Source organism: Paenibacillus sp. J22P51, from assembly GCF_059692215.1.
Map to the genome: position 1 here is coordinate 816,830 of NZ_JCAUAZ010000001.1, position 12,875 is coordinate 829,704.

The 12,875-nt window shown below is 45.7% G+C and carries 13 protein-coding genes and 1 riboswitch; of the genes, 8 read left to right on the top strand and 5 right to left on the bottom strand.

The window, feature by feature from the left end:
* Positions 1-63 precede the first annotated feature (63 nt).
* From AC58QC_RS03135 to AC58QC_RS03150, 4 genes are all read left to right on the top strand, one after another.
* Entirely contained in the window at positions 64-954 is an 891-nt protein-coding gene (locus AC58QC_RS03135) for an ABC transporter ATP-binding protein (protein ID WP_497413738.1), read from the top strand.
* Positions 951-1,763, top strand: coding sequence for an efflux permease Rv1217c-related protein (locus AC58QC_RS03140; protein WP_497413739.1), 813 nt, complete (start codon positions 951-953; stop codon positions 1,761-1,763). Before AC58QC_RS03135 ends, AC58QC_RS03140 begins: the two co-directional genes overlap by 4 nt.
* A gap of 150 nt (positions 1,764-1,913) precedes the next feature.
* Positions 1,914-2,582 carry an NAD-dependent epimerase/dehydratase family protein gene (locus tag AC58QC_RS03145; RefSeq protein ID WP_497413740.1) on the top strand — a complete coding sequence of 223 codons (669 nt, stop codon included), beginning with the start codon at positions 1,914-1,916 and terminating at the stop codon, positions 2,580-2,582.
* Between the two features lie 4 nt (positions 2,583-2,586).
* Positions 2,587-3,039 (top strand): GNAT family N-acetyltransferase, encoded by a 453-nt coding sequence (locus tag AC58QC_RS03150; protein ID WP_497413741.1) that lies wholly within the window; start codon positions 2,587-2,589, stop codon positions 3,037-3,039.
* Positions 3,040-3,389: 350 nt separating this feature from the next.
* Here AC58QC_RS03150 and AC58QC_RS03155 read toward each other — a convergent pair whose 3' ends face one another.
* The 3 genes from AC58QC_RS03155 to AC58QC_RS03165 are packed head-to-tail and all read right to left on the bottom strand — an operon-like array spanning position 3,390 to position 7,544.
* Entirely contained in the window at positions 3,390-5,453 is a 2,064-nt protein-coding gene (locus tag AC58QC_RS03155; protein ID WP_497413742.1) for an amylo-alpha-1,6-glucosidase, read from the bottom strand.
* 17 nt (positions 5,454-5,470) lie between these two features.
* The gene (locus AC58QC_RS03160) at positions 5,471-6,757 is read right to left on the bottom strand and encodes an MFS transporter (protein ID WP_497413743.1); all 1,287 of its coding nucleotides are present in this window, start codon (positions 6,755-6,757) and stop codon (positions 5,471-5,473) included.
* 31 nt (positions 6,758-6,788) lie between these two features.
* Positions 6,789-7,544 carry a PIG-L deacetylase family protein gene (locus AC58QC_RS03165; RefSeq protein WP_497413744.1) on the bottom strand — a complete coding sequence of 252 codons (756 nt, stop codon included), beginning with the start codon at positions 7,542-7,544 and terminating at the stop codon, positions 6,789-6,791.
* A gap of 179 nt (positions 7,545-7,723) precedes the next feature.
* Between AC58QC_RS03165 and AC58QC_RS03170 the strand changes: the two genes are divergently transcribed.
* Positions 7,724-8,395 (top strand): DUF559 domain-containing protein, encoded by a 672-nt coding sequence (locus AC58QC_RS03170; RefSeq protein WP_497413745.1) that lies wholly within the window; start codon positions 7,724-7,726, stop codon positions 8,393-8,395.
* 778 nt (positions 8,396-9,173) lie between these two features.
* A complete protein-coding gene (htpG, locus tag AC58QC_RS03175; protein ID WP_497413746.1) occupies positions 9,174-11,054 on the top strand; it encodes a molecular chaperone HtpG in 1,881 nt (626 codons plus the stop codon).
* Positions 11,055-11,107: 53 nt separating this feature from the next.
* Here the strand turns inward: htpG and AC58QC_RS03180 are convergent, their stop codons facing one another.
* On the bottom strand, positions 11,108-11,281 hold the full coding sequence (locus AC58QC_RS03180; RefSeq protein WP_497413747.1) for a hypothetical protein: 174 nt from the start codon (positions 11,279-11,281) through the stop codon (positions 11,108-11,110).
* An 84-nt stretch (positions 11,282-11,365) separates the two neighbouring features.
* Positions 11,366-11,464: riboswitch (cyclic di-GMP riboswitch) on the top strand.
* 42 nt (positions 11,465-11,506) lie between these two features.
* Between AC58QC_RS03180 and AC58QC_RS03185 the strand changes: the two genes are divergently transcribed.
* Positions 11,507-11,695, top strand: a complete 189-nt coding sequence (locus AC58QC_RS03185; protein WP_497413748.1) for a hypothetical protein — start codon at positions 11,507-11,509, stop codon at positions 11,693-11,695.
* Positions 11,696-11,978: 283 nt separating this feature from the next.
* On the opposite strand, the gene nrdR is transcribed toward AC58QC_RS03185, so the two are convergent.
* Positions 11,979-12,458: a transcriptional regulator NrdR gene (nrdR, locus tag AC58QC_RS03190; protein WP_497264749.1), complete on the bottom strand. Its 480-nt coding sequence runs from the start codon at positions 12,456-12,458 to the stop codon at positions 11,979-11,981.
* A 111-nt stretch (positions 12,459-12,569) separates the two neighbouring features.
* On the opposite strand from nrdR, the gene AC58QC_RS03195 reads away from it, so the two are divergent.
* The gene (locus AC58QC_RS03195) at positions 12,570-12,779 is read left to right on the top strand and encodes an alpha/beta-type small acid-soluble spore protein (protein WP_497241099.1); all 210 of its coding nucleotides are present in this window, start codon (positions 12,570-12,572) and stop codon (positions 12,777-12,779) included.
* The last annotated feature ends 96 nt before the right edge of the window (positions 12,780-12,875 follow it).

Below are 12,875 nucleotides of genomic sequence, written 5' to 3' on the forward strand. Positions count from 1 at the left end.
AATATTAAAACATTTATATTTCAAAACTTAGTTCCATTGCTTTCATTATGGAGGTGGCCGCTTATGTTGACTGTTCATCAGTTGACCAAAACCTTTCCGAATGGGAAAGGTATTTTCGATGTTTCTTTCTCGGTTAAAAAGGGGGAAGTGTTCGGATTCCTCGGGCCGAACGGTGCCGGTAAATCGACAACCATTCGGCACATTATGGGCTTTATGAAACCCGAGAAAGGGACCGTACAGGTTGCGGGCCTCGATACTTGGACCGAGCAAGGCACCGTACAGCGTTATCTCGGTTATTTGCCTGGTGAAATTGCATTTATTGAAGGCATGACTGGCCTTTCCTTTCTAAATTTCATGTCTGAATTACAGGGGATGAAGCAAACCGCGTGGCGGGAGGAGCTCATCGAGCGCTTCCAATTTGACGTCAAAACACCGATTCGCAAAATGTCCAAAGGTATGAAGCAGAAGGTCGGCATCGTCGCCGCATTCATGCATCAACCTGAGGTTATTATTTTGGATGAACCAACCTCGGGATTAGATCCGCTGATGCAGAAGGTATTTATCAACTTGGTCCTTGAGGAGAAAGCACGGGGTACAACTTTCCTGATGTCCTCCCACAGCTTCCAAGAGATCGAGCGGACTTGCGATCGGGCTGCGATTATTAAGGACGGGCGCATCATCACCGTGAAGGATATTCACGAGCTGCAGTCGATGCAGCGCAAGCTTTTCGAAGTCACGTTCGAACGAGTAGAAGATGCGGAGACATTTGTGAAATCCTCTGGTATCGCCATCGAATCGCGAGATGGCAGTCGAGTGAGAGTGGCTGTGCAAGGGGAGTACACACACTTTCTAGCTGCTACGTCCCAATATGCGATCCGTAACCTGGATGTGTTCACGCAAAGCCTCGAAGATGTGTTCATGAACTACTACGACCGGAAGGGGACGATCGCATGAATAAAGCTCTCTATAAGCATATGATGAGTATTCATATCAAATTGATGATGAACTATGCGTTCGGCTCCGCCTTCTATATTCTGCTCATGTTCTGGCTATTTCCAAGCTTCGCTAGTAATAACGCGGCTCTCGATGAGATGATCAAGAATTTACCGCAAGGACTGACGAACGCCTTCAACTTGGGCAGCGGCTTCGGAACGGTGGAAGCTTTCATTTCAGGCGAATATTATGGCTTGTTACTCGTTCTCATCCTCTCCATTTTTAGTATTTTATTCACCACACAGTTGATGTCGAAGCTCGTGGATCAAGGCGCAATGGCCTACTTACTCGTCGTTCCAACGACCCGTGCGAAAGTAGCGCTGACACAAGCCGTTGTTTTTGTGACTGGGCTAATTCTGATTATGTCAGTTACGACATTGTGCGGCTTTGCGGGCTATGCTATTTTCATCGGAGAGTTAAGTGACTTTCACGGAGGAGCTTACGTTGAGATGAACATTGCAGCCTTCCTGCTCTTCTTCGCAGTCGGCGGGATCGCCTTTCTAGTCTCTTCCCTCGCTAATGACGAGAAAAAAGCTTTGGGGATTTCGGCGGTGCTGACGTTCGGATTTTTCAGCCTTGATTTTCTCGGAAAGCTCAGTGACAAAATCGATTGGATGCGCAACTTGAGCTATTTCTCCTTGTATGATCCCAGTGGTGTGATTGGCGGCCAGGCAAGTCTGACCTCCCCTTGGTTGTCATTGGCTGTAATTGGCATCGTTACCTACGCAGCGGCAATCGTGCTTTTCCGTAAACGAGATTTACCTCTGTAAAGCTAGTTCAGTAAGAAACCGTTCTGATAGCAGCGAAACGCTGTTACTGGGGCGGTTTTTTTGCTAGAGAGCCTATACGAAGTGCCCTAAAATTAGTATGATACTAGCATCACAACTAGAAAAATATTTACGAAAGGTGGCACCCTATCTATGAACGTTCTAATTTTTGGAGCAACGGGTATGGTCGGACAAAGCGTCCTGCGTGAATGTCTGCTCGATCCTCAGGTTAACAACGTAGTATCTATCGGTCGCAGCGCTACGCATCAGTCTGGGCCGAAGTTCCGTGACCATGTCCTCAAGGATATCACCGATTTATCAGCTCTTACGGATGAGCTTTCCAGCATAGATGCTTGCTTCTTCTGCCTCGGCGTTTCGTCTGTGGGTATGAGCGAGGAGAAGTATCACGCGATCACCTACGATCTGACCATGAACATAGCCACCACGTTAGTCAAAATCCAGCCCAAGATGACCTTCGTCTACGTGACAGGTGCCAGTACCGATAGTACCGAGCAAGGCAGCAGCATGTGGGCACGTGTAAAAGGCAAAACGGAAAATGCCCTCCTCAAGCTGCCTTTCAAGTCGGCCTATATGTTCCGTCCAGGCGCTATTCTGCCGAAGAATGGGGTCAAATCCAAAACTAAGCTATACCAGACCTTTATTGTCATCTTGAGCCCGATTTTCCCCCTTTTACAAAAACGGTTCCCGAATGCCGTCATTGACTCCGAGCAGATTGGCCGCGCCATGATCTCCGTCGCACGAGCTGGATATCCAAAATCCATTCTGGAGAGCGCAGATATTCGCGATGCGTCGGGGAGATAGTGGGTTGGGGCTCTCCATCATAGAGTTGAAAGAATTCGATGAAAGATTACTTTACTTAGAAGAGATGAGTATAGCGGAAGGACATCGGCATATTCAGAAGTTAGTTCGCGAATATCAAAGTGGCGAGAATCAATTTCGAGCTAGTGGGGAAATACTTTTAGCCGCTATGGTTGATGGGAAATTGGTAGGTGTATGCGGCCTCAATCGAGCTAATGTCGATAATGGAGAGCAAGTTGGCCGCGTGCGGAGACTCTATGTTTTGAAGGCATACCGAAGAATTGGCGTTGGAATTACTTTGATGACAGCTATTATCCAAGAGGCACAAAGCCATTACAAAGCATTAATTCTTTTTACAGATAACCCCGTAGCAGATGCGTTCTATCGAAATCTTGGGTTCAGCAGCTGTTCAAGTATGGGGAAAGCCTCTCATTATCTTGATTTACGTGTTCCGAATTGATAAAAAGCAGTGAACCACATTGATGTGATCACTGCTTTTTTGGTTTTTCTTAGGATTACATCCCCACTTCACAGCCAGGAAGGTTGCACGTAAAAATAGATGGATTTCCTACAGGTAATTTAGCTGAAATGGGTTGTATCTGAACAATAACTGTATTTCCTACAGTTAATTGTGGCAATTCGTTGCAGAATGCTCAAGACTAGCTGAAATAGCTACATATTTTCCAGTTAATTCACGAAAAGCTGGAAAATCAGCAAAATTAACTGGATATTTTCCAGTTAATCGTGGGGGCAGTGCCGCCGGCTTTCTTTGGCCACTGCTTCGGCATTGCTTCGCGCACCACACACTCGCTACCCCACCACAAATGGATGCTCACTCGCCCCACCCTCCGACTGGATCGTCCACACCCCATCCTGGTAAGCAATGTGGTACACACTTCCGCGGAAGTGGATATGCTTCATCGTGAAGTTCCCCCAAGGTGGAACCTTCAGATGAACCTTCTCCGCGTCTAAGCTAGGAATCAGCCCAAGGCCTCCCATTAGCATCGCCGCTGCTGACATGGAGCTCCACCCTTGCAGATTGGAACCTTTGCCATACGTTGGACCATAATACTCCACAGGAGTCAGCCAGCCATTTTGCATGGAAACCTGGAACCAGCGCGTCAACGGGTAGCGCCACTCGGCATCGCCGCTCATTAGCTTGGCAAGTGCATAAATGCCATCCCAGTACGGCCAATCGCCGCCGTTGTGATAACGGTAGGGTGCCATGCTTTTCTCCACCTGATGGTGCACCTGGCGATAAAACGGGAATACCGTCATGACGCCCCAGTCACCGTACTGCTGCTCTTCATTATTTCGTGTTTCCAGCTGTGCGGCCATCTGCTCAAGCAGCTCCGCCTTATCCGCGGTATCCAACAAATCGAAAACAATCAATAAGCTCAGCTCGATCGACATATTCGGTTCCACGAAGCCATTACTATTTCTATAGTTAAAATAGCCATGCTCACGGATCAGCTTCTGTAAACTTTCTTTGGCAGCGTGATACAAAGCACCATATTGCGCAGCTTTAGTCGTATCGCCAAGTACCCGAAAAATCTTCTCCTCAGCGAACAACGCACGACAATATAGCGCCGAATCATACAGTACATCGCCTTCGCGATATACGTTGTCAACCCAGTCTCGACGATTATCCGGCTTCTTCGTCAAGGACGATCCTTCATTGTCTTCCGTATGTTGAAGTAAATAGGCGATGCTATTTTCCATATGCGCAATAACGGTTCTGCCATTCACGCTTTCATCCAACAGCTCGAAGTCATGCGTCCAAGCCAAATAATCATGGATCATTAGAACGAAGAAGGATGGCGAGTCAAAATGGTCCGGCCAAAACGGCTCATACCTCCCGCTCTCCTGATGGTAGATCACTGCACTCGGGCATTCGCCGTCTGTACCAATCCCTTGTGCCAAGGTCAAGATCTGCCCTCTTACACGCTCCGGATGGTACGGTAAACTCGGAAGTAATGTCCAATACCCATCACGGAAATAGGTCCGCGGCGGACTTTGATAGTCGATCCCTGCAAAATACCCAGTAAAGCCCTCCCCCAATTGTTTATAAGAGGAAATGGACGCATTCAAGCTATAGCCATATAAAGCATTCAACTCGCCATCCTCTGAGTGAAAGGTTTCCTTCAACCACGCATTTGCCTTATCGACTTCAGCAGCGTACGCTTTCCATCCCGCCAAATCGACTTCTGCTGCAGCGCGATCGTACCCAACACTTGCAGCACTAAGCAACCAGACGATTTGCCGTGTCTCTCCTGGCTGGATCGTGATCTCATGATGCAAATTCAAGCGATTTTCCTCATTGAGCGCGAAGGAAGTCTCTTCGTTACTTGCCACATGAACAATGAAATCCTCAGCCAATTGAAACTCATAATACTTTCTATCCACGGCACGGAACGCCGCCTCAACCTGTCTAGTCTCTCCGCGTTGTCTCAGCTTCTCCATATGATACGAGATCATATCCACTTCAAAGCCGACATGCAAGTCCAGCTGAGTCGCCTTTGTGCCTTCATTTTGAACATCATATACAACAAAAAGAACATTCTCACTCGGATGACTAAACAGCTCAACACACATTCGAGTATCATCAAAAGCTTCGTACGTGATTAGCTGCTTTTTCCCGATACAAACGACTTGCTTCTTCGAGGTTAGCGGCATGGGTTGACCATTGATCGTCCAACCCGCATACCAAGAACCTTCCTTCACAATCTTCCACTTACCTGCCACGGAATATTTACTGATACCCCCAACACCATCGAATTGGCCCATTAACTGATCGTTGGCGATATCATACGTTACAGGCAGGCTGCTATCCCCTTCCGAGCAGGAGCCTCCCCAAATCGGTACATGCTTCATATCTCTCTGGGCTCCTCCTAACTGTTCGCGCCTCTAAGCTTCTTCTCGGAGGACTGATATTTTCTCAGACAAATGAATGCAATCACTAAAATCAAAACTGGCAAGCCTCCTATGAGGAACCGGAAGCCTTGAATGGCGCTTGTGACCTGAACTTCCGTATCCGCATCAAATCCGCTCGTTGCAAAGAAAATTCCCATAATGCCATATTGAATGGACATTCCGATTCGAATGATAAAGCCGTTCACGCCATAATACATGCCCTCACGACGACGACCCGTTTGCTGTGCATCGAAATCAACAACATCGGAAAGTAGAACGTGCAGGGAAAGCATGAAGCCTGAAACCGGAATCCCCAATAGGGCACCAATGATAATAACCGTTACGGACGAATGTGCAAAAAGGAAACCGAGCGAGATAATCGCGTACAACACCGATGAAATCATCGCTACCTTTACAGTCGATAGACGCGCACCGCTTTTCGACCATATGAATGACATCGGGATCGCCACGATAAACACGGCTCCTAGGAACAGTGAGTTTTGCGTACCATTTAACACTACGACGTATTTGGTATAAAAAGCGGTTAACGAAACGAACATCGTCGTTGTCAACTGGATAAGTAAATTGGCTACGACGTAGGAATTAAATAGCTTATTTTTAAACGTCTGGACCGTTGCTTCCTTGAAATGAAGGGGTTCCGACTTACTCGCAGCAGGATTCTCGAAAGAACCATACAGGGATACATATAAGGAAATCACCGCAATGATCGAAAATATCCCTGCCATGAGACCCCAACCTAAGGAAAGTCCTAAGGACTTCGCAAGCGCAATACCAATGATCATCCCAATGATGCTGAACATTTGCTGGAAGGCAGACACTTGATAGCGATCCTTCTTGGTCTGATACATTTCTGGAAATAACGCACCTGTGTTAAGTCCAATGAACGAATAGATCAAATCAAAAAAGAACGTTAACGTGAAAAAGTAAATTAACAACATGGTCGTGCTGCCCGCAGGCGGATTAAACAGGAAGAAGAAAAGCACACCAAACGGCAAGCTTCCGAACAGGATATACGGAATGCGTCTGCCGAAGCGTGTTTTCGTACGGTCACTCACATAACCTGCAACCAAATTAAATATGGCATTCAGGAAACCATAAATGATCATCCCGATGGAAATCGACGTGCCGGAAACATTCAATACCGTAACATAATAAAAAACAGCAATGGCACTAAAAGCTTGCCACAAGACGCTAAGTCCAACTTGATTCGAGCTGTAGGCGATTTTTTGGGATAGAGATACCATTTGGACTTGCCTCCTTAGTCATATGTAGCTGCTAGCTGTATAGTGCGGATGGGAAGAAATGCAGCTGATGAGAGGTAAGTAATTTAAAAGCTTCAGCATAGCCTCTTGCTTCTGGATCTTGCTTCAACTTGCCATACAATTGGGCGGCTTGATAGTCAAAATATCCCTTAACCAAGGGCCAATTAACGTTAACAAATTGACTCTTATGGGCCAGGATGGACGCGATTTTCGTTTCCCAATGTGCCGAAACATCAATGAAGGTATTCGGATGCGAAGTTGCATAGAATGCAATTTGCGGCACTTCATGCGGCTTTGAGCCCGGGAAAAGTATCTCATTCGAAGAAAAGAGCATGGCTGACGCTACAGCTTTGCCTGTTTTGATATGATCAGGATGAGCTTCATACGGCATCCAAGGATCTACCGTCATCAGCAAGTCGGGTTTCTCTTCGCGGATAATCGGAATGAGCTTGGCAAGCAGTTCCTCTTCGGTATAGCTCCCCATGTCTGGATAATCAAGTGCAATTTGCTTGGTCACGCCTAAAATATCCCCAGCGGCCATTCGCTCTGCACGGCGGATCGCTGCGATCGCTTCTGGCTCCACTTCGCCAGTTGAACCACTGCCTCTACCATCGGTTACCGTAATGTAAACGATTTCACAACCACGCTGTGCAAGTTCGTATAACGTCCCAGCTGCCCCAACTTCGTTATCATCTGGGTGCGGTTGCACGCATACGACTTTCTTGACATCCAACAGCTCAGGCAGACCTAATATTCGTCTAATATCCATGTGACATCCCTCCAATATGTCACATTCTATCATATTAGGCAGAGAAATGTCGAAATGTTCCCTAGTTAAATGAAGTCATTTCCCTTATACTTATTTCCAAGAGACGAAGAACGTCCCTGTCCATTTTTTCATTAATGGAACAGGGGCGTTTTTCTCATTTTAAAGGAGGAGAAGACCACATGATTTTCGAGAAAAATCACATAGAATGGATCCAAAACCATCTTCAGAGGCGAAATGGTGAACGAAGAGGTCGGTTAGAGCGTGGGCATCGGCAGGCTGAAATGCTGTTTTGCCGTAACATTTGGTGGGTACTGAGAGGAAATTTCGATGAATTGCACCCAGAATTCGAGGTGCTGGATTGGCGGGGATTATCGTATTTCTGCGATTTCGCATGGCTGACGAAGTCGGTGAATTTGATAATAGAAATCAAAGGATTCGGTCCTCACGTACGGGATATGGACAGGCAAAAATACTGCAATGAGCTGAACCGGGAAACTTTTTTGGCCGCAATGGGGTATCAAGTGATTTCATTTTCCTATGACGATGTTGCCTCTCGACCAGAGCTTTGTATTACGCTGTTACGTATGTTGATTAGCCGATTTCAGGCAATCTCATCACCTGTCAGCCCAACCCGAGTGATGGAACGGGAAATCGTTCGGCTCGCTTTTACGCTTGCTCAGCCTCTGCGCCCAATCGATGTCAGAACACATCTGGATATTAACTACCGCTCAGCCGCTCGAGTGCTCCAATCCCTATGCGACAAAGGCTGGTTTATCCCGCACACCGGTGCTGAAGGAAAACATATTCTTCGCTATGAGCTTGTGAAAAGGGATCACATTCGCATGTGGTGATTGTGAGTGGAAGGTATGAAGGGGGGGGGGTTGCTGAGTTGATGATGGGTATGTTGGTGGTGGGTGTGTTGGTGGTGCTGAGATGGTGGCTAAGATGATGATGGGAGGTCGTAGATTGATAAGTGGATAGGTGAATGGGTGATAAGTAGTGGGATCGCGGGTATTTGATTGGTAATTAGGTGGTGGGATTGGTGGATTCATGGGTGGAAGGTGAGTTGGTGTGGGAATTGGAAGGTGAGTTGGGGCTGGGTGAGTAACTTCATCCTTGAGAAGTGCAAATAGGCAACCTTTTCTGCTCATTGAGCCTCTAAGTTAGCAAATGCGTGCAAATAGGCATCCTTTTTAGCGATTTTCAAGCATATCTCCTCGAAATGCTCCGAATTGTTGCCTTTTTGCATCAATTTCCTAAACATGAGGGGAAACCACTGTCAGAACTGCACTTTTGCACTTTTGCAGTTTTGACAGTGCTATCTAGCTGCTCAACGCAACGCCACCACTCACCACTCACTCCTGCACTCCTGCACTCCTACTCCTACTCCTTCTACTATACCTACTTCTCATTCCCCTTCCACTCCCTCACGCCACATCATACCTCCTCACCCACATATCATGGCTTCAAACGCCATGACAAGGTGTAACGCCCTGCAACATCACATAATTCTCCCCTTTCCAATTGACATTAAATTTCAGGGATGTTATAAAGTTAGTGTATAGCACTCACAGCGTGAGAGTGCTAATTATTAATAAACCCTGCTACATATCGAAAGGAGATCTATCCGTGGAAAAGAAACAGTTTCAAGCCGAATCCAAGCGACTTTTGGAAATGATGATCAACTCGATTTACACCCAACGTGAGATCTTTCTAAGAGAGCTTATCTCCAACTCCAGCGATGCGATTGACAAAATTTACTACAAAGCGCTAACAGACGACTCGCTCGTTTTTGACAAAGATAGTTACTTCATCAAAATTACAGCCGATAAAGAAAATCGTATTTTAACGATCCGAGATACGGGTATCGGGATGACCAAAGAAGATCTTGAGAACAACTTGGGGATTATCGCGAAGAGTGGATCTCTTGCTTTTAAGAAAGAGAACGAAAGCAAAGACGGCCACAACATCATCGGTCAGTTCGGAGTAGGCTTCTATTCCGCATTCATGGTCGCTGACCACATCGCAGTAACAAGTAAGGCCTTAGGCAGCGACACAGCTTACAAATGGGAATCCGACGGCGCAGACGGGTACACGATTGCCCCAGCAGAGAAGGATTCCGTCGGTACGGAGATTGTACTTTCGATCAAAGCGAATACCGAAGATGATAACTACGACGAATACTTGGACGAGTATCGCCTGAAAGCCATCATTAAGAAATACTCCGATTTCATCCGTTACCCTATTAAAATGGACATTACCGGCAAGCGTCTGAAAGAAGGCAGCGAGAGCGAATTCGAGGATTATCAAGAAGAGCAGCACGTGAACAGCATGGTGCCGATCTGGCGCAAAAACAAAAGCGAGCTTACACCTGAGGATTATGAGAAGTTCTACCATGAGAAGCACTACGGCTTCGACAAGCCGCTTAAGCATATTCATGTGAGTGCAGATGGCGCGGTTGTGTACCAAGCGATCCTCTTTATCCCTGAAAACATGCCTTATGACTACTATTCCAAAGAGTATGAGAAAGGCTTGGAGCTTTACGCGAACGGCGTTCTCATTATGAACAAATGTGCGGATCTGCTTCCTGACTATTTCAGCTTCGTCAAAGGGATGGTTGATTCCGAAAGTCTATCGCTTAACATCTCCCGCGAGATGCTGCAGCACGATCGTCAGCTCAAATTAATTGCTAAGAACATTTCGAGCAAAATTAAAGGCTCACTGCAAAGCCTCCTGAAGGACGAGAGAGAGAAATACGAGCAATTCTACAAGTCCTTCGGCAGACAGCTTAAATTCGGTGTTTACAGCGACTACGGTACGCATAAAGAGCTTCTGCAGGATCTATTGATGTTCTCCTCCTCCAAGGAGAAAAAGCTCGTCACATTGGACGAGTATGTATCGAGAATGCCGGAAGACCAGAAGTATATTTACTATGCTTCCGGTGAGTCAATGGAAAGAATCGATAAACTTCCGCAAACTGAGCTTGTCACAGATAAAGGCTACGAGATTCTGTACTTTACGGATGATATTGATGAGTTCGCAATCAAAATGATTATGGCCTACAAAGAGAAGGAATTTAGATCTGTTTCAAGCGGGGATCTAGGTATTGATGTAGAGGATAACCAAAACGATTCCGAGTCTGATAAAAAGGAAAACCAAGATCTGTTCGACTACATGAACGGATTACTGGCTGGTAAAGTAACGAGCGTCAAAGCTTCCAAGCGTCTGAGAAAGCATCCAGTATGCTTATCCACAGATGGCGATGTCACCATCGAGATGGAAAAAATCTTGAATGCCATGCCGAACAATCCGAATGTCAAGGCAGAGAAAGTCTTAGAGATCAACATCAATCATGATGTTTTCGCTTCCTTGAAGGACGCCTTCGAGAAAGATAAAGAGAAGTTGAACCTGTACACTGCGCTTTTGTACAATCAAGCCCTCCTAATCGAAGGTCTGCCGTTGCAGGATCCAGTTGAATTCACGAACGACATTTGTAAAATAATGGTTTAATTTTATGTATGCAGGCACTGCAACTTCATGGTTGCGGTGCTTTTTATTTACGGTTAGGTAGGATCCGAAGGGGATACAGGTTCAGTTTCCACATAGGCGTGAATGGCTTCTGGTCGAGAATAAACATAAGCGAGTAAGCGAGCTTGATCAATACCAAGCGCCTCCGCAACCTTAACAATATCCAATTCATAAATATTTTTACTGGATTGTGGGCTATTGACGGACATATGCTTCAACCATCCTTCGAATTAATGTAATTAATAGCAAGTCAAACCTAACCTATGATATAGTTTTCATATAAACGTTTATCGGCATGATAAAGGCAAAACCACTGAAAAGTGGTGACGCAAAGCTAGAGGGACTAATTTGGTATTACTACCTATTCGCCAATATGTCAGCCAGATACCGCCTCCATCCGATAATTACAGTATCACAAAGGAGGAATATAAATCGTGAATAAAATGGTTATTGACGGCAATATGAGTTTAGACGTGAAGCAATTAATCGATAATTTGCATCTCCCTGAGAGCGAACTTTTGGACATGTTCTCCTTTTCATTTGATAACAACGTATTAACACCTGAGGAAGCCATCCGGTTTATTCAGTTTCTTCGAAGTGAACTGGACAAACGCACTCAATAAACGAATTATGCCTTATCGCTCTCAAAAATACAGTCGGTTGATGTCATGCGATTAATTTTTTTTCAAAAGTCGTGAGGTGGCGTGTTTATTGACTTCTCCGTCATGAAGCAGCAAAAGACAGCGGGATCTCCTCTGTCTTTTGTTTATTTTTTGTCACATTTCGAAAAAAAACAAAGCAATTTGTGTCACCATCTGAATTTCTAAAAAGTAAAACATAGAAAGCCGCTTCGCCTCATGATCCATTTACGAGGCGAAACGGCTTTTGTTTTCGATCAGGTGCTACTTATTTATCCCGGAGTAGGCCGGCGTCATGCTTTCCCAATATTTGCGTTAACTCCTTCAAAAACATGTTGATGTCCTTGAACTGCCTATATACAGAGGCGAAGCGAATGTAGGCCACTTCATCGACAGGGTACAATTGCTCCATCACAATTTCACCAATGCCAAGGCTATCGACTTCGGCATGAGCCGTTGTACGCAGCTGCATTTCGACTTCGGAGACGAGCATCTCTAGCCGCTCCATGGAAACAGGTCTTTTTTCACAAGCGCGAATTAAGCCCCGTAAAATTTTCTCACGACTAAATTCTTCCCGACTTCCATCTTTTTTAATCACAATTAACGGTGTTTCTTCTACCATTTCAAAGGTCGTAAATCTTCTTGCGCATTTCTCGCATTCACGGCGCCGACGAATGGATTTATTCTCATTGGCAGATCTGGAATCAAGCACTTTCGTACCGGAATGGTCACAGAACGGACATTTCATTCGCTTTCATCTCCTTTCTCTCTTGGAAATACCTTTACCAGATGTTACATGTCTTGAACTTTGATGTTCTGCACACAATAGATTTACCAACCGACAAGGAGGTGAACAGACATGAGTTCAAACAATACTTTAGTCGTTCCACAAGCTAATGCAGCCTTGGATCAGTTGAAATACGAAGTAGCTCAAGAGCTTGGTATTGCTATCCCACAAGATGGCTACTATGGCAACATGACTTCTCGTGACACTGGCTCTATTGGTGGTAGCATTACTCGTCGCCTGGTACAAATCGCAGAACAATCTCTAGCAGGTCAATTCAAGTAATCTTGAACCAACCCAGCTCGTGATTCTGCCCAACAGGAAGTATTGGACTCTTCGCTCCCCCGGGAGCTAGTCCAATGCTTCTTTGTTTTATCTGGG